The 20041-nt window shown below is 60.0% G+C and carries 17 protein-coding genes; 14 read left to right on the top strand and 3 right to left on the bottom strand.

Annotation, left to right across the window (positions count from 1 at the left end; genetic code table 11):
• Positions 1 to 25: 25 nt before the first annotated feature.
• Positions 26 to 1306 carry an NAD(P)-dependent oxidoreductase gene (locus B5D32_RS06510; protein ID WP_078784273.1) on the top strand — a complete coding sequence of 427 codons (1281 nt, stop codon included), beginning with the start codon at positions 26 to 28 and terminating at the stop codon, positions 1304 to 1306.
• A 183-nt stretch (positions 1307 to 1489) separates the two neighbouring features.
• Here B5D32_RS06510 and B5D32_RS06505 read toward each other — a convergent pair whose 3' ends face one another.
• Entirely contained in the window at positions 1490 to 2368 is an 879-nt protein-coding gene (locus tag B5D32_RS06505; protein ID WP_159446995.1) for a LysR family transcriptional regulator, read from the bottom strand.
• A gap of 261 nt (positions 2369 to 2629) precedes the next feature.
• Between B5D32_RS06505 and B5D32_RS06500 the strand changes: the two genes are divergently transcribed.
• The 12 genes from B5D32_RS06500 to rpoD all read left to right on the top strand — a co-directional run bounded on the left by B5D32_RS06500 (position 2630) and on the right by rpoD (position 16539).
• Complete coding sequence (locus B5D32_RS06500; protein WP_078784271.1) at positions 2630 to 3541, top strand: CPBP family intramembrane glutamic endopeptidase; 912 nt, start codon at positions 2630 to 2632, stop codon at positions 3539 to 3541.
• Positions 3542 to 3550: 9 nt separating this feature from the next.
• Complete coding sequence (locus tag B5D32_RS06495) at positions 3551 to 4012, top strand: nucleoside deaminase (RefSeq protein ID WP_078784270.1); 462 nt, start codon at positions 3551 to 3553, stop codon at positions 4010 to 4012.
• Positions 4013 to 4187: 175 nt separating this feature from the next.
• Positions 4188 to 4928: an elongation factor P 5-aminopentanone reductase gene (ymfI, locus tag B5D32_RS06490; RefSeq protein ID WP_078784269.1), complete on the top strand. Its 741-nt coding sequence runs from the start codon at positions 4188 to 4190 to the stop codon at positions 4926 to 4928.
• A complete protein-coding gene (locus B5D32_RS06485) occupies positions 4928 to 5512 on the top strand; it encodes a pentapeptide repeat-containing protein (RefSeq protein ID WP_078784268.1) in 585 nt (194 codons plus the stop codon). Before ymfI ends, B5D32_RS06485 begins: the two co-directional genes overlap by 1 nt.
• Positions 5513 to 5657: 145 nt before the next feature.
• Positions 5658 to 6542, top strand: a complete 885-nt coding sequence (locus B5D32_RS06480; protein ID WP_078784267.1) for a GH25 family lysozyme — start codon at positions 5658 to 5660, stop codon at positions 6540 to 6542.
• 186 nt (positions 6543 to 6728) lie between these two features.
• Complete coding sequence (locus B5D32_RS06475; RefSeq protein ID WP_078784266.1) at positions 6729 to 8708, top strand: DNA gyrase/topoisomerase IV subunit B; 1980 nt, start codon at positions 6729 to 6731, stop codon at positions 8706 to 8708.
• Positions 8709 to 8866: 158 nt separating this feature from the next.
• Positions 8867 to 11110 carry a DNA gyrase subunit A gene (locus B5D32_RS06470; RefSeq protein WP_078784265.1) on the top strand — a complete coding sequence of 748 codons (2244 nt, stop codon included), beginning with the start codon at positions 8867 to 8869 and terminating at the stop codon, positions 11108 to 11110.
• Between the two features lie 278 nt (positions 11111 to 11388).
• Positions 11389 to 11595: a 50S ribosomal protein L31 gene (gene rpmE / locus B5D32_RS06465; protein ID WP_078784264.1), complete on the top strand. Its 207-nt coding sequence runs from the start codon at positions 11389 to 11391 to the stop codon at positions 11593 to 11595.
• Between the two features lie 68 nt (positions 11596 to 11663).
• Positions 11664 to 12281: an IMPACT family protein gene (locus B5D32_RS06460; RefSeq protein ID WP_078784263.1), complete on the top strand. Its 618-nt coding sequence runs from the start codon at positions 11664 to 11666 to the stop codon at positions 12279 to 12281.
• A gap of 95 nt (positions 12282 to 12376) precedes the next feature.
• Positions 12377 to 13378, top strand: coding sequence for a deoxyguanosinetriphosphate triphosphohydrolase (locus B5D32_RS06455; protein WP_078784262.1), 1002 nt, complete (start codon positions 12377 to 12379; stop codon positions 13376 to 13378).
• Between the two features lie 224 nt (positions 13379 to 13602).
• Positions 13603 to 15387 (top strand): DNA primase, encoded by a 1785-nt coding sequence (gene dnaG / locus B5D32_RS06450; RefSeq protein WP_078784261.1) that lies wholly within the window; start codon positions 13603 to 13605, stop codon positions 15385 to 15387.
• Between the two features lie 54 nt (positions 15388 to 15441).
• Positions 15442 to 16539, top strand: a complete 1098-nt coding sequence (gene rpoD, locus B5D32_RS06445; RefSeq protein ID WP_078784260.1) for an RNA polymerase sigma factor RpoD — start codon at positions 15442 to 15444, stop codon at positions 16537 to 16539.
• A 158-nt stretch (positions 16540 to 16697) separates the two neighbouring features.
• Here the strand turns inward: rpoD and B5D32_RS06440 are convergent, their stop codons facing one another.
• Positions 16698 to 17423 (bottom strand): MerR family transcriptional regulator, encoded by a 726-nt coding sequence (locus B5D32_RS06440; RefSeq protein ID WP_078784259.1) that lies wholly within the window; start codon positions 17421 to 17423, stop codon positions 16698 to 16700.
• Positions 17424 to 17582: 159 nt separating this feature from the next.
• Between B5D32_RS06440 and B5D32_RS06435 the strand changes: the two genes are divergently transcribed.
• Entirely contained in the window at positions 17583 to 18965 is a 1383-nt protein-coding gene (locus B5D32_RS06435; RefSeq protein ID WP_078784258.1) for a sodium-dependent transporter, read from the top strand.
• A 230-nt stretch (positions 18966 to 19195) separates the two neighbouring features.
• Here B5D32_RS06435 and B5D32_RS06430 read toward each other — a convergent pair whose 3' ends face one another.
• Positions 19196 to 19834 carry a YczE/YyaS/YitT family protein gene (locus tag B5D32_RS06430; protein ID WP_078784257.1) on the bottom strand — a complete coding sequence of 213 codons (639 nt, stop codon included), beginning with the start codon at positions 19832 to 19834 and terminating at the stop codon, positions 19196 to 19198.
• Between the last annotated feature and the right edge of the window lie 207 nt (positions 19835 to 20041).

Below are 20041 nucleotides of genomic sequence, written 5' to 3'. Positions count from 1 at the left end.
TCGGTACGAAATGAAGGAGTAAAACATGGCGCTGCACGTAATGGACGAAGCAAACCACTGCCTTGGCTGCAAGGTGCCCCGCTGTCAGCAGGGCTGCCCGATCCACACCAATATTCCCGAGGTCATCCGCCTTTTGAAGGCCAATAAGCTCGACGAAGCGGGCCGTATGCTGTTTGAGAACAACCCCCTGACGACGGTCTGCTCGCTGGTCTGCAACCACGAAAACCAGTGCGAGGGCCATTGCGTGCGCGGCATCAAAGGTGCGCCGGTGCACTTCTCGGTCATCGAAAACTACATCTCGTCCACCTACGCCAGCCAAATGACCCAGGGTCCCGCGCCGTCCAACGGCAAAAAGGCCGCCATCATCGGCTCCGGCCCGGCGGGCCTGACCATTGCGGTCATCCTGGCGCGCTACGGCTACGACGTCACGATCTTTGAGAGCCACGATAAGATCGGCGGCGTGCTGCGCTACGGCATCCCGGAGTTCCGTCTGCCCAAGACCGTGCTGGACGATTTCGAGTACCGCCATCTGCGTTTAAAGGGCATCAAGGTCCGCCCCAACACCGACGTGGGCAAGGCGTTGAAAATTGAGGATCTGTTCCGCGACGGCTACAAGGCCATCTTCATCGGCACCGGCGTCTGGCGGCCCAACACGCTGCACATCAAGGGCGAGAGCCTCGGCAACGTGCACTACGCCATCAACTATCTGCAGAACCCCGATGTCTACCACCTGGGCAATCGGGTCATCGTCATCGGCGCGGGCAACGCGGCCATGGACGTGGCGCGCACCGCCCTCCGCCACGGCACGCGGCATCTCGAGTGCTTCTCGCTGTCCAGTCACATTACGGCCAGCGAGTACGAGGCAAGCTATGCCAAGCTGGAGGGCGTGAACTTCATCTTTAACAAAAAGCCGTTGGAGATCACAGACAAGGGCGTTGTCTTTATCGACCTGAACGAGGCCGAGGACGGCACGCTGACCGAGATCCCCGGCACCGAAAAGCTCTACCCGGCGGATAGTGTCATTGTGTCCATCAGCCAGGGCCCTTGCACGACGATCACCGACAGCACGAAAGATCTGAAAACCACCCCGCGCGGCCTGTTTGAGACCGACGAGGTGGGCCGCACGAGCATCCCCGGCATCTTTGCCAGCGGCGATGCCGTCAAGGGTGCGCGCACCGTCGTCGAGGCCGTCGCCTACAGCAAGAACGTGGCCGAGGCCATGCACGAGTACATGCAGACCCTGCCCCCTGACCTCCCCGACGAGTACGCGAATGTGCCCGTAGCGGAGTACGATGAGGGAAACTAAGTAAAAACACCCCTGCGCCGATTTAACGGCACGGGGGTGTTTTGCTGCACTGCGCAATGAAATATTTCCGGGACACATGTAGGGCGGCCGGCCCTCTGGCCGCCGTGCCCGTTTACGGCAGTGAGAAACCTTGGGCAATACCGTAAACCTGCGGGCCGGCATGTCCGGCCCCTACCGCGTGGGTCACCGCTTCCTTGCAAACGCCCGCGCGTGCTCCACAAATTCCCGGGCGGCGGGGGAGAGCGCTGTCCGCGACAGGCACGCCAGACCAATCGTGCGCTTGGCGGCGGGCTCTAATTGCAGCACCTGGCACCCCGCGCTGGCTGCGCCCTCCTTGAACATCAGCTCAGGCATCAGCGCCAGTCCCTGCCCGCAGGCGACCATTGCGATCATGCTCTGGTCATCCACGATGTAGCACCGGCTCGACACATGCAGGTCGTTCTTTTTAAAGTAGCTCTGGATGTCGGCATCCACGTCGGACTGCTGGCTGACGAACGGCTGGCTGCGCAGCTCCTCGGCCCGCACCACGCCGGGGCGGCGCGGCTGGTAGTCGGGCGGCGCGATGCAGATGAGCCGGTCATCATAGAGCGGCTCAAAATCCAGATCGTGGGCGCTGGAGTTGGAGAGGAACCCCAGCTCCACCGCGCCGGTTTTCAGCCAGCCCGTGATGTCGTCATACGACCCCTGGTAAATCTGCACGTCGATGCCCGGGAACGCTGCGCGGAAGCCCGGCACGATCTTGGGCAGCCAGGTCACGCAGGCCGAGTTGAACACCCCCAGCCGCAGTGCGCCCTTGTGCATCCCGTTGATCTGGGCAATCGACTGGTCAAGCGACTCGCTGCTGGCAAGCATCTGCTGGATGGAGGGCATGAGCTTTTCGGCGGCGGCGGTCAGCGTGACGCCGCTTTTGGTGCGGGTGAACAGCGGAAAGCCGCACTCGGCCTCCACGCCCGATACCGCGTGGCTGACGGCGGACGGCGTGATGTGCAGCCGCTCCGCCGCGGCGGCAAAGGTACCCAGCTGTGCTACAATGCTTAACAGCTGGCAGTCTGTCAGTGTCATGAGCTGCATCTCCTATAGTGAAAAAAATTCATGTGATGTATGAAAAAGTGTAGCTTTACTTCATGTCTATACTGTACTATTATAGTAGCAGAAAGTCAATGCCTGCGGCGCACAACGCAGGCAATGAATAGACTCCTCTCCCTCCAACCTTGCCCTGCCGGCCCGCACACCGGTGGGGCTTTTTTTATTGGCCGGATTGTGGTATGATGATAATAAAGCCTTCCCCGGAGGGGGAAGCCTTTATATGGAGGATAAAAAATCATGACAAAATCTCGCGGGGTGCGGGGCGCGGCAGGCGGCTGCGCGGTGGCATCCCTTGTATATCTTCTGGCTCGCGGCCTGCTCACGCTGCTGGTCAGCGCACTGATGGGGCTGGCCCACCCCGGTGCCAGTCTGGCCAAGCCGCTGGGCTTCAGCGGGGTCAGCACGGCGCTGTTTCAGCTGCTCATCGGGCTGGGGGCCATCGTGCTGACGCTGGTTTTTCTGTTAAAGGTCACGCGGCTGAAAACCAAAGACCTGCGGATCATGCTGCCCGCACCGTGGAGCCCCGGCTTCTGCCTGCCGGTTTTTCTCGGCGTGGCGAACCTTGCCAATCTGGCGGGCGCACTCATCAACCGCCTGACAGGTAGCCCTGCGACCAGTGAAATGCTGCCCAGCGGCGGGCCGGAGCTGCTCGTGCAGTTTCTGGCGCTCTGCGTCATGCCCGCCATCGCGGAGGAACTGCTGTTCCGCGGTGCGTTTCAGGGATTGATGCGCCCCTGCGGCAGCGCGGCGGCCATCTTTGCCCCGGCGCTGCTGTTCGGTGTGCTGCATCTCGACCTTGCGCAGGGCCTGACGGCCTTTGCCTGCGGCGTGTTTTTGGGCTGGCTGGCCGAGCGCTCGGGCAGCATCCTGCCGGGGATGCTGCTGCACCTTGTCAACAACGCGCTGGCATTTTTAACGATCTATCTGCGGTATTACGCCCCGGCGGAGGTCTCCTTCGGTGTGGAGCTGTTCATTTTGCTGTTCTTCCCGGCGTTCGGCGCATGGATGATCTGTAACGCCCGCCGCCAGGGGTTCAGCTTTTCGGCGGGACTGCGCCCCGGCGTGGATGTGCTGACCGTTTTTACCAGCCCGGTCTACTGCGCAACGGTGCTGTTTCTTGTGGCCTACGCCGCAATTTTTGTACATTGAGGGGATAGTATGACCGATGAAGAACTGATGCGTGCCGCGCTGGACGAGGCAAAGATCGCCGCCGATCTCGGCGAGGTCCCCGTCGGCGCGGTGGTCGCGAAGGACGGCGAGATCGTCGCCCGCGCCCACAACCTGCGGGAGAGCGGCAAAAATGCCACCTACCACGCCGAGCTGATGGCGATTGACGCGGCCTGCAAGGCGCTGGGCGGCTGGCGGCTCTGGCAGTGTGAGCTGTTCGTTACGCTCGAGCCCTGCCCGATGTGCAGCGGAGCCATCATCAACAGCCGTTTAAAGCGGGTCGTCTACGGCGCACGCGACCCCAAGGCGGGCTGCTGCGGCAGCCTGACCGATCTGTTCGCCCTGCCGTTCAACCACCATCCTGTCATAGAATCGGGCCTGCTGGAGGACGAGGCGCAGGCCTTGCTGCAGGATTTTTTTGTGATGCTGCGGGAAAAACGCAAAAAGAAATAGCGCCTTTTTTCTTGGCCCCCTCTGGGAGGGGGCTCCGCCCGCAGGCGGTGGGGGAGAGAGCCTTGCGGTCATCCGAAATATTTCGGGCCATGGCAAGGCTCTCTCCCTCCGCCCCTTCGGGGCACCTCCCTCCCAGAGGGAGGCAAGCAAGTGGGCAATGAATTGAGGTTTTACCATGACAAATAACGTTTTCATCACCGGCGGTAGCCGCGGCATCGGTGCGGCGGCGGTGCTGGCCTTTGCCCGGGCGGGCTATAACGTCGCCTTTACGTACAATTCCCACCCCGATGCCGCCGACGCCGTGCGCCGTCAGGCCGAAGAAATCAACCCCGGCGGCCTCTATCTTGCCATCCGGGCCGACGCGGGCGACCCCGCCCAGGTACGCGCCGCCGTTGCCAGGACCGAGCAGGAACTCGGCAGTCTGCAGGTGCTCGTCTGCAATGCGGGCATCGCGCAGGTCAAGCTGTTCACCGACACCACCGACGAGGACTGGCGGCGGATGATGGCCGTCGATCTGGACGGCGCGTTCTACGCCTGCCGCGCGGTGCTGCCCGGCATGATCCACCGCAAATACGGCCGCATCCTGCTTGTCAGCAGCATGTGGGGCCAGACCGGCGGCAGCTGCGAGGTCGCCTACAGCGCGGCCAAGGCAGGGCTCATCGGCCTTGGCAAGGCCCTTGCCAAGGAGGAAGGCCCCAGCGGCATCACGGTCAACGTCATTGCGCCCGGTGTCATCAACACCGACATGATGGCCGGTTTTACCGACGAAGACCGCGCCGCGCTGGCGGAGGAGACCCCTGTGGAGCGCCTCGGTGAGCCGGACGAGATCGCCCGCACGATGGTCTTTCTCGCCGACGAGGCCAGCGGCTACATCACGGGACAGGTGCTCGGCGTAAACGGAGGACTGGTGATCTGATGCGCGCCGAATACCGCGAGGGCGAACGCTTTGAGCGCCTGACCTTCACCGGGGAAACGTTTTACGACTGCGACTTTTCGGACTGCGTTTTTGCCGACTGCACGTTTGAGGACTGCAAGCTCGACCACAGCGTCCTGACCGAATGTCAGTTCCTGCGCTGCACGGTCACAAATTTAAAAACAACTATGTCACGCGCAAAATTCACAGATTTTGAAAACTGTACGCTGAACAACATCGACTGGATGTCCCTGCAGGGCGACGGCGCATTTGCCGACCCCATCGAGAGCCTGCGGGACTGCCGCCTGAAATACAACACCTTCACCGAAATGAACCTGACAAAGTTCAAATTTGCGGGCAGTGTCATCCAGCGCTCGATGTTCGCCAAGTGCAATCTCGTCAGCGCGGATTTTGAGAAATGCGACCTGCTGGACACCGAGTTTTTCCAGTGCGATATGCGCAAGGCAAACTTCAAAGAGGCCAGCGGGTATAAAGTCGACATCTTCGGCTGCAAGCTGCAGGACGCAAAATTCTCCCTGCCGGAGGCAGTGTCGCTGCTGGGAGATTTGAGGATCAAATTGCTGTGAAAAATATACAGATTGAAAAGCTGTCCGATTCGTATACAATTCGGCGCCTGGTGTAAAGGCCGCCTGGCTGCCGCCCTTGCAGCGGAAACAGATATTACACACCCCGCCCCCTCTTTGCATATTATACCGCAAAGGGGGGCTTTTTATGGCGTTTTTCCAAAATGGCATTGACGTGTCGCGCTACCAGGGCAATATCAACTGGGGCAGGGTGGCGGCGGCGGGCAAGCAGTTTGCCATTATCCGCGTCGGTTCCGCCAACAGCGGCGGCCTGTACGTGGACCCGTACTTTTTGCAGAACATCAACGGGGCCAAGGCCGCGGGGCTGCGGGTAGGGGCCTACTACTATACCTACGCCCGCACCCGCGCCGCCGTTGCCAACGAGCTGACGACGTTCCTGAACGTCATGGACGGCCTGCAATTGGAGTACCCGGTCTTTGTGGACGTCGAGGACTCGAGCCTTACCAGCCTGGGCCGTGCCGCACTGACAAGTCTGGTGCAGTACGCCATGGACATTCTCTACCAGCGCAAATGGTACGCCGGGTGGTACAGCTACACAAACTATATCAACAGCTACCTGAATGCCGCCGCGCTGAGCCGGTACCCGCTGTGGGTCGCGGATTACCGCTCGGCGCTGGGGTACAACGGCAGCTATGCCATGTGGCAGTACACAGGCAGCGGCAGCGCCAGCGGAATCTCCGGCGCGTGCGACCTGGACCGCAGCTACAAGGATTTCCTGCCCGAGATCAGAGCCGGAGGCTACAATAACTATGGGGTCTCCGGCCCTTCTATGGAGACGGTCAGCGGCAAGCGTCTGGTCGTGTTCAACGCCCGGTGCGAGTATTTTCATACCGCCAACTTCAACGATGTGGTCGGCTACCTGCCGCTGGGCAATTACTGCGTGGTAAAGCAGAGCACACAGAAATATAACGGCTATGACTGGGTCATCTTCCGCTATCAGGGCACCGAATATTGGACCGCCGTCATAGGAGACCGCAACCGGGTGGAGGAATGCAACTGTGACTGCAATTAAAAACAACTTGACAACAACCGGATGTTGTATTAAACTGAGCTTATAGGGGCGGAGGCGGGCATCGACCTCTGCAGAAAGAAAATCTGACCAAATCAAATTTGACAAACCGCTGTGCCTTGTGGTTTAATAAATCTACATGTGCAAAAACTACCACTGTTTTACTATAAATTCGGAGGGACCCGCCGCATGGCAAAAAAACAACAGGAATACGGCAATGACAGCATCCGCCAGCTGAAGGGCGCGGACCGTGTGCGAAAACGCCCGGCGGTCATCTTCGGCTCTGACGGTGTCGAGGGCTGCGCTCATTCCATCTTTGAAATTATTTCCAACTCCATCGATGAGGCACGCGACGGCCACGGCAACCGCATCAATGTCACGCTGTTCCCGGACCACGTCGTCGAGGTCGAAGATTTTGGCCGCGGCATCCCCGTCGACTACAACAAGGCCGAGGAGCGCTGGAACTGGGACCTGGTCTTTTGCGAGCTGTACGCCGGCGGCAAATACGCCGAGGGCAGCGGCAACTATGATTTCAGCCTGGGCCTGAACGGTCTGGGCCTGTGCGCCACCCAGTATGCCAGTGAGTGGATGACCGCCGACATCTACCGCGACGGCTTCCACTATCACCTCGACTTCAAAAAGGGCGGGAACGTCGGCGGCCTGCAGAAGGAGCCGTTCAAGGGCAAGCGCACCGGCTCGGTCATCCGCTGGAAGCCCGACACCGAGGTTTTCACCGACATCGCCGTCCCGGCGGAATCCTTCAAGGATATGCTCCGCCGTCAGGCCGTCGTCAACGACGGCGTTACGCTGGTCTTTACCGACAAGTCCGGCAGTGACGCCGAAAAATTCGAGTACCTGTACGAGCATGGCATCACCGACTACGCCAACGAGCTGGTAGGGGACAAGGCCCTGACGCCCGTGCATTTCTGCTCCGGTGCCGCCGCGGGCCGTGACCGCGCCGACCAGCCCGACTATCAGGTCAAGATGAACGTCGCGTTCGCGTTCTCCAACACCGTGCAGTGTCTGGAATATTACCACAACTCCAGCTGGCTCGAGCACGGCGGCAGCCCGGACCGCGCCGTGCGCACGGCCTTCGTCAGCCAGATCAACGCCTGGCTGAAAAACAAGGGTCTGTACAAAAAGAACGAGAGTGCGATTACCTTTGCCGACGTGCAGGACTGCCTTGTGCTTGTCTCGTCCAGCTTCTCCACCCGCACGAGCTACGAGAACCAGACGAAAAAGGCCATCACGAACAAGTTCGTGGCCCAGGCCATGACCGAGTTCCTGAAGCATCAGCTTGAGGTCTACTTCATCGAGCACCCCGACGAGGCCGAAAAGGCCTGCAAGCAGGTGCTCATCAATAAGCAGAGCCGCGAGCACGCCGAAAAAGCGCGCATCACCATCAAAAAGACGATGACCCAGCAGATGGATCTGGCCAACCGCGTGCAGAAGTTCGTGGACTGCCGCACGAAGGATGCCTCCCGCCGCGAGCTGTACATCGTGGAGGGCGATTCCGCTATGGGCGCGGTCAAGCAGAGCCGCGACTCGGAGTTTCAGGCCATCATGCCCATCCGCGGTAAGATCCTGAACTGCCTGAAAGCCGACTACGCCCGCATTTTCAAATCCGAAATCATCACCGACCTGATCCGCGTCATGGGCTGCGGCGTCGAGCTGGGCGGCAGCCACAACAAAGACCTGGCCAGCTTCAATCTGGACAACCTGCGCTTTAATAAAGTCGTCATCTGCACCGATGCCGATGTGGACGGCTACCAGATCCGCACGCTGGTTTTGACGATGCTCTACCGTCTGACGCCGACCCTCATCAACAAGGGCTATGTCTATATCGCCGAGTCGCCGCTGTACGAGATCAACACGAAGAACAAGACCTATTTTGCGTACACCGAGCCGGAGAAGGCCGACATCCTGCGCCGTATCGACGGCGAGAAATACACGATCCAGCGCTCGAAAGGCCTGGGCGAGAACGACCCCGAGATGATGTGGCTGACGACGATGAGCCCCGACAGCCGCCGCCTGATCAAGGTGCTGCCCACCGACGCCGAGCGCACCTCCGCCGTGTTTGACCTGCTCCTGGGCGATAACCTCCAGGGCCGCAAGGAGCACATCGCCGAGCACGGCGCGGAGTATCTGGACGATCTGGACGTGAGCTGATACGCGCCCGGCGGGAGAACACCCCTACGATTGCCGCGCGTGTAGGGGCGGGGCATGCCCCGCCCGCAACCTTCCCGTAAACGCTTTGCTCCCGGTAAGTGAAGGGTCGGACATGTCCGGCCCCTACCGGGCGGCTGTGAAATATAGGATAAATCATAATGGCAAAACGTAAAGAAAAAAAACTGACCCCTGCGCGCCCGCAGCTGGGCGATAACGTCGAAATTTTATCGGCGGGCGAGGTGCTGGAATCTGCCATCACCGATACGCTGGAAACCAACTATATGCCCTACGCGATGAGCGTCATCGTCTCCCGTGCCCTGCCGGAGATCGACGGCTTCAAGCCCGCCCACCGCAAGCTGCTCTACACAATGTACGAGATGGGTCTGCTCAAGGGCAACCGCACCAAGAGCGCCAACATCGTCGGCAGCACGATGCACCTGAACCCCCACGGCGACGCCGCGATTTACGACACGATGGTCCGCATGGGCCGCTCCAACGAGAGCCTCCTTGTGCCCTTCGTGGACTCCAAGGGTAACTTCGGCAAGGCGTACAGCCGCGATATGGCCTACGCCGCCGCCCGTTACACCGAGGCTAAGCTCGAGCCGGTCTGCGACGAGCTGTTCCGCGACATCGACAAGGACACCGTCGATTTTGTGCCCAACTACGACGGCACGACGACGGAGCCGACGCTGCTGCCCGTCACTTTCCCGACGATTCTGGCCAACAACACGCTGGGCATCGCCGTCGGCATGGCGTCCAACATCTGCTCCTTCAACCTCGAGGAACTCTGCAATGCGACGATTGCCCTGATGAAGGACCCGCAGGCCGATTTGCGGGAGATCATTCCGGCCCCTGATTTCGTCGGCGGCGGCACGATTCTGTACGACGCCGCCGAGATGCAGAACGTGCTGGAAAATGGCCGCGGCAGCGTCCGCGTCCGCGCTAAGTGGAGCTACGACAAGGAAAACAACTGCATCGACGTCACGCAGATCCCGCCCACGACGACGGTAGAAGCCATCATGGACAAGATCACCGAGTTGGTCAAGCTGGGCAAAATTCGCGAAATCTCCGATATGCGCGACGAGACCGACCTGAACGGCTTAAAGCTGACGATTGATTTGAAGCGCGGCCAGGACCCCGACAAGCTGATGGCGCGCCTGTACAAGGCCACGCCGCTGGAGGACAGTTTCGCCTGCAACTTTAACGTGCTGATCGCGGGCCAGCCCAAGGTGCTGGGCGTGCGCAGCATCCTGAACGAGTGGATCGCCTTCCGCGCCGAGTGCGTGCGCCGCCGCACCTACTACGATTTGCAGGGCAAGCAAAAGCGCCTGCACCTGCTCAAGGGCCTGAAGGCAATTCTGCTCGACATTGACAAGGCCATCGAAATCGTGCGCAACACCGCGGAGGAGACTGAGGTCGTGCCGAACCTGATGATCGGCTTCGGCATTGACGAGGTGCAGGCTGAGTACGTGGCCGAGATCAAGCTGCGCCACCTGAACCGCGAGTATATTTTAAAGCGCACCGAGGAAATTGAAGAACTCGAAAACGCGATTGCGGACCTGGAGGATATTCTCAAGCGCCCGGCACGCATCAACAAGATCATCATGAAGGAGCTGGCCGACGTCGCCAAAAAGTACGGCAAGCCCCGCCGCTGCGAGATCATGTACGAGGTGCCCGCCGTTGAGGGCGAGGAGCCGGAGCAGCAGATTCCCGACTACCCCGTGCACCTGTTCTTTACGCGGGACGGCTACTTCAAGAAGATCACGCCCCAGAGCCTGCGCATGAGCGGCGAGCAGAAGCTCAAGGACGGCGATGAGGTATTGTTCACCTGCGAGAGCACGAACAGCGTCGAGCTGCTGTTCTTTACGAACCATCGTCAGGTCTACAAGTCCCACGCCTATGATTTCAACGACAGCAAGGCGAGCGTCCTCGGCGATTACGTCGCCAGCGCCCTCGGCATGGAGGAGGGCGAGGTCCCGCTGTATATGGTCGTGACCCCCGATTACAAGGGCTGGATGCTCTTCTTCTACGACAACGGCAAGTGCGCCAAGGTGCCGCTGTCCAGCTACGAGACAAAGCAGAACCGCCGCAAGCTGCTGAAAGCCTACAGCGACAAGGCTGAGCTGGCCTTCATGCGCCACCTGCCCGAGGAGACCGAGCTGGCAATTTTCACCACCAACAACCGTCTGCTGCTCGTCGGCAGCGCACTCATACCCGAAAAGACGACTCGCGACACCGCCGGTGTCAGCGTTGTGGCGCTGAAAAAGAATGCCAAAATCGCCCGCGTCACGCTGGCCGAGGGCCTTGAGCTGAACGACGCCCCGCGCTACCGCGTGCGCACCCTGCCCGCCGCCGGTGCGATTTTGAAGGACGACGACAGAGCGGAGCAGCTGACGCTGTAAGGTGATACCGCACGAAGCTCCGTAGGGGCGCATTCTATATGCGCCCGCAAGGAGTCTGCCGTCTGACGGGCGGATATAGAATCCGCCCCTACGGTGTCAAGCGAAAAAAGTGCTTGACAATCTTGATACTTTGTGCTAAAATATTTCAGCAATCGTTCAGATGGCTGCTCCGCCCGGACAGGATGCCGGGTGCTGGTAGCCGCAATTCGGAGATTGTGATGAGCACATATATTGAGTATGGCTCCTTTTATCATGATCGAGAAAGAGGTGAAATAACCATGAAGCAGGGCATCCATCCGAACTATGTGGACTGCACCATCACTTGTGCCTGCGGCAACGTGATCCACACCCGTGACACCAAGCCGGAGATCCACGTCGAAGTCTGCAGCAAGTGCCATCCCTTCTACACCGGCAAGCAGAAGCTGGTCGATACCGGTGGCCGCGTCGAGCGCTTCAAGCGCCGCTTCGCCAAGTCTGGCAAGTAATTCCGTTTTTTGTACCCCGGATGGTTTTCATCCGGGGTATTTTTTGCTATACATCGAGGTTTCCCACCATGGCCGACTACAAAACCATCCGCGGCACAGCCACCTTTGAATATGAGGAAAAGCGCAGCCGCTTTATCGCAACGGCCTCCTTTGCTGACACGGAGGAAAAGGCCCTGGCCGTGCTGAACGCTGTGCGCGCTGCCAACCGCACGGCGCGGCACAACGTCTACGCCTATGTGCTGCAAAATGGCCGCACGCGGTATTCCGACGACGGCGAACCCGCCAAGACCGCCGGTACGCCCGTGCTGGAGACCATCGGCCATGCGGGTGTGGCAGACGTGATCGTCGTGGTAACGCGGTATTTCGGCGGCATTCTGCTGGGTACCGGCGGGCTGGTGCGCGCCTACACGGCGGCAGCCTCGGGCGCTCTGCAAAGTGCAGAGCTCGTCAGCATGCGGCTGGTCGTCGACTGCAAGGTCCGTGTGAGCTACGCCCAGTTCGAGCAGGCCCAGCGCATCATTGCGGCGGCGGAAACGCGGCTTGACGAGCCGATTTTTGACGATGCCGTGACGCTCTGCTGGCGTATGCCGGCAGGGCGGGAGGAAACGCTCCGCACGGCTCTCAACGAGCTGACCCGCGGCGGGGCTGAGGTGGAAATTTCTGCCCCGCAGTATGCGGCGTTTTAAATTTCTGTAAAAAATCAAAATTTTTCCAACAAAAAAAGAGTGTTTCCCGCACTTTTGTCGTATTTATAAGCAGAGAGCAGAAAAGGGGGCACACTATGACGATCCGTGAAGAGACCGAGGCTATCGAACGGCAGACCCTGAGCCGCTACGCGACTTTAAGCGAAAACAGCCTGGGCCGCCGTGTGCCGCTGGAGCCGGACCCTATCCGGCCCTGCTTCCAGCGGGACCGGGACCGCATTCTGCACTGCAAGGCGTTCCGCCGCTTAAAGCAGAAAACGCAGGTCTTTCTGTCCCCGGAGGGCGACCACTACCGCACTCGCCTGACTCATACGCTGGAGGTCTCTCAGATCGCACGCACAATTTCCCGCGCACTGCGCCTGAATGAGGACCTGACCGAGGCCATCGCGCTCGGCCACGATTTGGGCCATACGCCGTTCGGCCACGCGGGGGAGAGAGCGCTCAACCGGCTCTGTCCGGGCGGGTTCTCCCACTACCGCCAGAGCCTGCGCGTGGTGGATTACTTAGAGCGCGACGGCCAGGGCCTTGACCTGACTTGGGAGGTGCGCAACGGCATTGTGACCCACACGTCCGGCGCGTGGGCCCGCACGCCCGAGGGCTGCGTTGTGCGCCGTGCCGACCACATTGCGTTTCTGAACCACGACATTGAGGACGCCATCACCGCCGGTGTGCTCGACGCGCGCCAGCTGCCGCCCGAGGCCGTCGCCGTGCTGGGACATACCAAATCCGAGCGTATCACGACGATGATCACCGACCTGGTCGCACACAGCGGCAACGGGAAAATCAATTTTTCCCCCGAGGTCGAGGCCGCCTACGCTGTGCTGAAGGACTTCATGTACGCGACAGTCTACGTCGACAAGGAGGCCAAGCGCGAGGAAAAGAAGGTGGACAAGCTCATCAGCGAGCTGTACGCCCGCCTGTGCGACGAACCGGCCCTGATGCCGAACTTTTACATGCAGATCGCCTACAATGAGGGTGTGGACCGTGCCGTGACCGACTACATCAGCGGCATGAGCGACGAGTTCGCCACGCGCCTTTTTGAGGAACTGTTCGTTCCGCAGAAGTGGAAGGTTTTGTGAGCAAATAATAAATAAGAAATAATAAATAATAAAGATTGTGGAGCGCGTCGCTGTGCGCCGCTCAAAAAACGTAGGGGCGCATTCTATATGCGCCCGCGGAGGTCTGCGCAGCCGCGAACGGGCACGGGCGGATATGGAATCCGCCCCTACGCTTTTGTTTTCGACCAAAGGGAGAAAACGCCACCACATTTATTATTTTGAGAAACGGAGGTGCAGCCTATCCCATGATACCCCAGGAATATATACAGGAAGTCGTGCGGCGCAACGACATTGAAGAAGTCATCGGCCAGTATGTCCAGCTGCGCCGCCGCGGACGCACGGCCACGGGCCTGTGTCCGTTCCACAATGAAAAAACGCCGTCCTTCGTCGTTTACCCGGATACCCAGAGCTTTTACTGCTTCGGCTGCGGTGCGGCGGGCGATGTCATCAACTTTGTGCGCAAGTACAACAATCTCGGCTATGTCGAGGCTGTCAAGCAGCTGGCGGGCCGCGCCGGTATGCCGCTGCCCGAGGAGGATGACCGCGAGTCCCGTGCGCGCCAGCGCCTGTTGGAGATCAACCGCTGCGCCGCGCGCTACTTCTACGAGAACCTCAACGCCAAAACGCCGGAGGCCGCCATGGCCCGCCGCTACTGGAAGGAAAAGCGCGGCCTGTCCGACGCTGCCATCCGCCGGTTCGGCCTTGGCTACGCGCCGGAGGACTTCGGCGGCCTGCTGCACTACCTCAAGCGGCGCGGCTTCAGTGAGGAGGAGCTGGAAACCTCCGGCCTCGTCAAGCGCAGCGCCAAGGGCAACCTCTATGACATCTTCCGCCACCGCGTCATGGTGCCCATCATTGATGTGCGCGGGGCCATCATTGCCTTCGGCGGGCGCGTGCTGGACGACTCCAAGCCCAAGTACATCAACAGCCCCGAGACGATGGTCTACCACAAATCCCGCACGCTTTTTGCACTGAATATCGCCAAAAAGTCAAAAAACAGGCGCTACATCCTCTGTGAGGGCTACATGGACGTCATCTCGATGCATGAGGCCGGGTTTGACACGGCGGTCTGTGCCTGCGGCACGGCCCTGACACCCGAGCAGGCCAAGCTGCTGAGCGAGTACGCCGACGAGGTCGTTTTGAGTTACGACTCCGACGAGGCGGGCCAGAAGGCCACCGAGCGCAGCCTTGGCATTCTGGGCAGCACGACGCTCAAAGTTAGCGTGCTGAGCTACCAGGGCGCGAAGGACCCGGACGAGTTCATCAAAAAATATGGCCGCGAGCGGTTCGAGATGCTCTTGAACGGCACGGCCAACCCGACAGAATTCCAGTTAAAAAAGAGCAAGGCCAAGTATGACCTGCGTAGCGACGACGGGCGGCTGAGCTATATCCGGGAGGCCATCGAGATTCTGACCGAGCGCGGCGTCAGCCCGACGGCGCGGGACGTCTACGCCGGGCGGTTGGCCGACGAGACCGGCGTCTCAAAACAGGCCATCCTTTCCCAACTCAACGGGGCGCTTCAGGCCGCCGCGCGCCGCAGCTACCGCAAGGAGCAGCGCGACCTTTCCAAGGAGGGCATCGCGTCGGACATCCGCGTGCCCTACACCAGCAGCGGGGAATCCGCCCTCGGCGCGGCCAACGCGGCGCGCCAGCTGGCCGTGGCCATGCTGCAGGACCCCGAGCAGGTGCCCTACGTCCGTGCGCGGCTGGATATGTCCACCGTGCTGGTGCCCGAGATGCAGCGCGCGCTGGAGGCAATTTTCCGCTGTGTGGACGAGCACTTGCCGCTGAACCAGACGTCATTACAGCAAATGCTGGATGAGGCCGCGTTCCGGCAACTGGCCCACGGGCAGGCGTACAACCACGACATCCGTCTGCAAAGGCAGGATATTGATATGTATCTGGACCGCTTGCAGACCGCCAAGCCGATCAGTGAGCAGGTCAAGGATATGAGCGACGGCCAGCTGGAAAGCTACTTTGCAAACCTCGGCAAAAAGAAGGGCGCCCGCCCCGCCGAGACAGACGAATAACGACATTCCGACATACTTTGTCAAACAATAGAAAACCAAAAGGAGAACGTACTTATGGCAGAAAAGAAAGATCCGATCCGCAGCCTGATCGACACGGGCCGCCGCGCCGGCAAGCTGACCAGCAGTGAGATCAGCGACGCAATGGAGGAGAATGGCAACGTTCTTGACGTAGAAGCGATGGAAAAGCTCTACGAAGAGCTGGAAAGCAACGGCATCGAGATCGTCGACGACACGCCCGTTGACGTCAGCAGCGCCCTGCCTAGCTCCGAGGAGGGCGCGGACGACTACGAGGACGGCCTGACTGCCGACGGCATCACGATTGACGACCCGGTCAAGGTCTACCTGAAGGAAATTGGCCGCGTGCCGCTGCTGTCCCCCGAGGAGGAAACCGAGCTGGCACTGAAAATTCAGGCCGGCGGCCCCGATGGCGAGAAGGCCAAGCAGCGCCTGAGCGAGGCCAACCTGCGTCTGGTCGTCTCCATCGCCAAGCGCTATGTGGGCCGCGGCATGCAGTTTTTGGATCTGATCCAGGAAGGCAACCTGGGCCTGATCAAGGCTGTCGAAAAGTTTGACCATACCAAGGGCTTCAAGTTCTCCACCTACGCAACGTGGTGGATCCGTCAGGCCATCACCCGCGCCATCGCCGACCAGGCCCGCACCATCCGCATCCCCGTGCACATGGTCGAGACGATCAACAAGGTCAAGAAGGTGTCCAGCCAGCTGCTGCATGAGTACGGCCACGACCCCAGCGCCGAGGAGATCGCCGAGCGCCTTGACATGCCCGTGGATAAGGTCCGCGAGATCATGCGCGTCGCACAGGAACCCGTCAGTCTGGAGACGCCCATCGGTGAGGAGGAGGATAGCCATCTGGGCGACTTCATCCCCGACGATGACGCCCCCGTGCCCGCCGAGGCCGCCAGCCAGACCCTGCTGAAGGAGCAGCTGGCCGACGTGCTCAAGACCCTGACCCCGCGTGAGGAAAAGGTCCTGCGCCTGCGCTTCGGCCTGGAGGATGGCCGCCCCCGCACACTGGAGGAGGTCGGCAAGGAGTTCAACGTCACCCGTGAACGCATCCGCCAGATCGAAGCCAAGGCCCTGCGCAAGCTCCGCCACCCCAGCCGCAGCAAGAAACTGCGGGATTTCCTGGATTGATTTGATACGTAAATAAAAGTACCCCGCCCCGCTTGTGAAAATAAGCAGGGCGGGGCTTTGGTTTGTGTGGGTGTTATGGCCGCTCTGTAGGGGCGACTGCAATGTTCCACGGGCAAGCAATGCTCACCCCCTACAAAGCGTCCAACAAAATTTATGCCTTATTCCTTGCAATACGCCGCAATCGCCTTTGCGGCGAACTCGGCAGTGCCGGGGCCGCCTGCGGCGTTGATGTTGGCGGTGAACTCTCCGCCTGCGCCGTACATTTGGCCGAGCTGGGCGAAAATCGCCTTTGTGCAGGTGTAGTAGTGCTCGGTGATGAAAGCTTGCAGCTTGGCGGCCTGCGCCTGCACGGCGGGGTCGTCGATGGGCAGGTTTTGCAGTGCGCCGAACCCGGCGGTCAACGCCATCAGCTGATTGTTTATATCGCTGCTCTCCTGCACCGTGCGTTCGGCGGCGTTCTGCTCAAACTCGCGGTAGGCGGGGGTATCGCCCCAAGATTCCTTGGCGCGGCGGGTGTACTCGTCAATGCGGGATGTATCAAATTCTTTGAATTGCATAGTGTGTCCTCCTGCGGCTTGCAAAGTCCGCGCCAGCCGTATCAAATCTTCCAAGTGCTGCTTTTTCAGCGTGAGAAGCTCAATTTGCTGGCGCAGAGCCTTGCGGCGGTCAAAATTCGGGTTGTCCAAAATGGTGCGGATGTCCCGCAAGGGAAACTCCAGCTCCCGAAACAGCAAAATCTGCTGCAAACGTTCCAGCGCTGCATCGTCATACAGCCTGTAGCCGCTCTCGGTGCGCATGGCGGGTAGCAGACCCAGCTTGTCATAGTATTGCAGCGTGCGTATGCTTATGCCTGTCAGTCGGCTGACTTCTTTTACGGTCATCATGATAAAACCCTCGTTTCCTTTGCGGTACTGCCATCATACACCCTAACGTTGCGTCAGAGTCAAGCGTTTCTTGAAAAAAAGTATAATTGAAAACTTTCCGCGTCTGTGCTACACTTGCCCTTGTGCGAAATATAAAAACACGGAGGAAACAGGAGAATCATGGAACAAAAACAAAACAGAAGTTCGTTTTCCGGCAAGCTCGGCTTTGTGCTGTCGGCTGCCGGTGCGTCGGTGGGGCTGGGCAATATCTGGCGGTTCCCGTATCTGGCGGCTAAGTACGGCGGCGGTATTTTTCTGCTGATCTATATTGTGCTGGCGCTGACGTTCGGCTACACGATGATCATGGCCGAGACTGCCCTGGGCCGCATGACCCACAAAAGCCCGGTCAGCGCCTACGGTGCGTTTGCAAAGCCGGGACGCAAAAACGGGTTTCTCGGCTTTGGCGGCTGGATCAACGCCGTTATCCCGGTGCTGATCGTGCCGTACTACTCGGTCATCGGCGGCTGGGTCATCAAATATCTGTTTGAATATCTGCGCGGCAACGCCCAGGGGCTTGCGGAGGACGGCTATTTCAGCGCGTTCATTGCAGATGGCGCGTCCGCCGAGGTCTGCTTCCTGCTGTTTGCGTTCTTTACGCTGGGCATCATCTTTGCGGGCGTGCGCAACGGCGTGGAGCGCGTCTCCAGGCTCATGATGCCGGTGCTGGTCGTGCTGTCGGTCATCATTGCGGTCTACTCGGTTACGCGGCCCGGCGCACTGGCGGGTGTTGCCTATTTCCTGGTGCCCAACCCGGCCAACTTCTCGTGGATGACCGTCGTCACGGCCATGGGGCAGATGTTCTACTCGCTGTCCATCGCTATGGGCATTCTTGTCACGTTCGGCTCCTACATGAAGAAAGATGTCTCGATTGAGGAATCCACCGAGCACGTTGAGATTTTCGACACGCTCATCGCCGTCATGGCGGGCCTGATGATCATTCCGGCGGTGTTTGCTTTCTCCGGCGGTGACCCCGACACGCTGCAGGCCGGTCCCGCGCTGATGTTCATTACGATCCCGAAAGTCTTTGCCAGCATGGGGCTGGGCACGGTGGTGGGTGTGCTGTTCTTTGTGCTTGTGCTGTTTGCAGCGGTCACCAGCTCGATTGCCCTGACCGAGAGCGCCGTCTCAACGTTTGAGGATGAGTTGGGCTGGGGCCGCAAAAAGGCCACGGTGCTCGTCGGCGTCATCATGGTGGCGCTGGGCACGCTGTCCAGCCTGGGCTACGGCCCGCTGGCGGGGGTCACGGTCATCGGGATGCAGTTCCTCGACTTCTTCGACTTCCTGACGAACTCGGTCATGATGCCGATTGCGGCCATTGCGACCTGTCTGCTCGTCTCCCGCGTCATCGGCGTGGACAAGATCGAGCAGGAGGTTGAGCTGGACGGCCAGCCCTTCCGCCGCAAGAGGATTTTCCGTTTCATGATCCGCTGGCTCTGCCCGGTCTTTGCCGCCGTCATTCTGGCAAGCTCGGTGGCCAATGCGTTTGGAATCATTAAAATGTGACAGAAAAGGACCGTTTCCGGGTGTGGAGACGGTCCTTTTTTGTTTTATTAGAGATGCAGGGCAAGGCTCCGTGGGCGGATATAGAATCCGCCCCTACGGCCTCCGAGGCCGCAGGCACCCGCAGCCTGTCGAAAAAGTGCATCGTAGGGGCGAGCACTGCTCGCCCGCAGAAGCGTTGCGGCAGCCGGAACGCTGCCGGGCCGTCGGGGGCACCCCGCCCTACGATGCTTCTATTTCTTCTCCGGCTTGTACCGCAGCACCTTCTCCGAAAAATGCCTTGTAAAGAACTGCACGAACGGTCCTAACCCGAAGGCGCAGATCAGGGTGCCCAGCCCGATCAGTCCGCCCAACAGGAAGGCAAGCACCGCACACAGCGCATCGGTGAACACGCGGCAGCCGAAGTAGGGGACAGGCAGCCGGTCTGCCAGCATCAGCGAGAGCGCGTCATACGGCGCGACGCCTAAATCCGCCGTCTGGTACAGCGAGCACCCCAGCGCGATGACCAACACCGCCACAGCGACCCAAAGCAGCTGCACCGGCAGCGTGTCTGCAGAGCCAAAGACGGCGGTCATCGCGTCGCCGGTAAACGTGACGATGAACCCGATGCAGAAGCTGTTGATGATGGTGCCAAGCCCGATGTACCGCCGCCCCCAAAGCAGCTGCGGCACGAAAAGGCAGAGATTCATCAGCACATTCTCGATGCTGAACGGCAGGCCGACCAGCTCCGCCAACCGCAGGTTCAGCGCACTGATGGAGTCGTTGCCCAAGCGCGAGAACTTGAACACCGCAATGCCGATGCCGATGATGACGACGCCCGCAATCATGCCAAGGATGCGCCGCAGGGTGATTTTCTGGCCGAGAAGATTCATGTGCAAAACGCCTTTCCAATTTTAATAAGAATTCTGTATAGTACTATCCCGTAAAACCACCCCGCCTGTCAAGAGACAACCTGTTTAAAATATCATACCCAACCTTGTGGAAACTGCCAAAAACCGCACCCTGTAACCGCTGTACCGAATTTGTCAAGCGGAGGAAAACGGTGCAAAATCAGCAAATTGCCGAAATTTTGTTACACC

It is taken from the genome of Gemmiger formicilis (assembly GCF_900167555.1).
Lineage (GTDB): Bacteria > Bacillota > Clostridia > Oscillospirales > Ruminococcaceae > Gemmiger > Gemmiger formicilis.
The sequence above is the reverse complement of the archived record's forward strand: the minus strand, read 5'-3'. Positions and strand labels throughout refer to the sequence as shown.

Excerpts from the sequence above, each read along its gene's own strand:
- B5D32_RS06510 (WP_078784273.1), top strand. The coding sequence starts at position 26 with ATGGCGCTGCACGTAATGGACGAAGCAAACCACTGCCTTGGCTGCAAG.
- B5D32_RS06505 (WP_159446995.1), bottom strand. The coding sequence starts at position 2,368 with ATGACACTGACAGACTGCCAGCTGTTAAGCATTGTAGCACAGCTGGGT.
- B5D32_RS06500 (WP_078784271.1), top strand. The coding sequence starts at position 2,630 with ATGACAAAATCTCGCGGGGTGCGGGGCGCGGCAGGCGGCTGCGCGGTG.
- B5D32_RS06495 (WP_078784270.1), top strand. The coding sequence starts at position 3,551 with ATGACCGATGAAGAACTGATGCGTGCCGCGCTGGACGAGGCAAAGATC.
- ymfI (WP_078784269.1), top strand. The coding sequence starts at position 4,188 with ATGACAAATAACGTTTTCATCACCGGCGGTAGCCGCGGCATCGGTGCG.
- B5D32_RS06485 (WP_078784268.1), top strand. The coding sequence starts at position 4,928 with ATGCGCGCCGAATACCGCGAGGGCGAACGCTTTGAGCGCCTGACCTTC.
- B5D32_RS06480 (WP_078784267.1), top strand. The coding sequence starts at position 5,658 with ATGGCGTTTTTCCAAAATGGCATTGACGTGTCGCGCTACCAGGGCAAT.
- B5D32_RS06475 (WP_078784266.1), top strand. The coding sequence starts at position 6,729 with ATGGCAAAAAAACAACAGGAATACGGCAATGACAGCATCCGCCAGCTG.
- B5D32_RS06470 (WP_078784265.1), top strand. The coding sequence starts at position 8,867 with ATGGCAAAACGTAAAGAAAAAAAACTGACCCCTGCGCGCCCGCAGCTG.
- rpmE (WP_078784264.1), top strand. The coding sequence starts at position 11,389 with ATGAAGCAGGGCATCCATCCGAACTATGTGGACTGCACCATCACTTGT.
- B5D32_RS06460 (WP_078784263.1), top strand. The coding sequence starts at position 11,664 with ATGGCCGACTACAAAACCATCCGCGGCACAGCCACCTTTGAATATGAG.
- B5D32_RS06455 (WP_078784262.1), top strand. The coding sequence starts at position 12,377 with ATGACGATCCGTGAAGAGACCGAGGCTATCGAACGGCAGACCCTGAGC.
- dnaG (WP_078784261.1), top strand. The coding sequence starts at position 13,603 with ATGATACCCCAGGAATATATACAGGAAGTCGTGCGGCGCAACGACATT.
- rpoD (WP_078784260.1), top strand. The coding sequence starts at position 15,442 with ATGGCAGAAAAGAAAGATCCGATCCGCAGCCTGATCGACACGGGCCGC.
- B5D32_RS06440 (WP_078784259.1), bottom strand. The coding sequence starts at position 17,423 with ATGATGACCGTAAAAGAAGTCAGCCGACTGACAGGCATAAGCATACGC.
- B5D32_RS06435 (WP_078784258.1), top strand. The coding sequence starts at position 17,583 with ATGGAACAAAAACAAAACAGAAGTTCGTTTTCCGGCAAGCTCGGCTTT.
- B5D32_RS06430 (WP_078784257.1), bottom strand. The coding sequence starts at position 19,834 with ATGAATCTTCTCGGCCAGAAAATCACCCTGCGGCGCATCCTTGGCATG.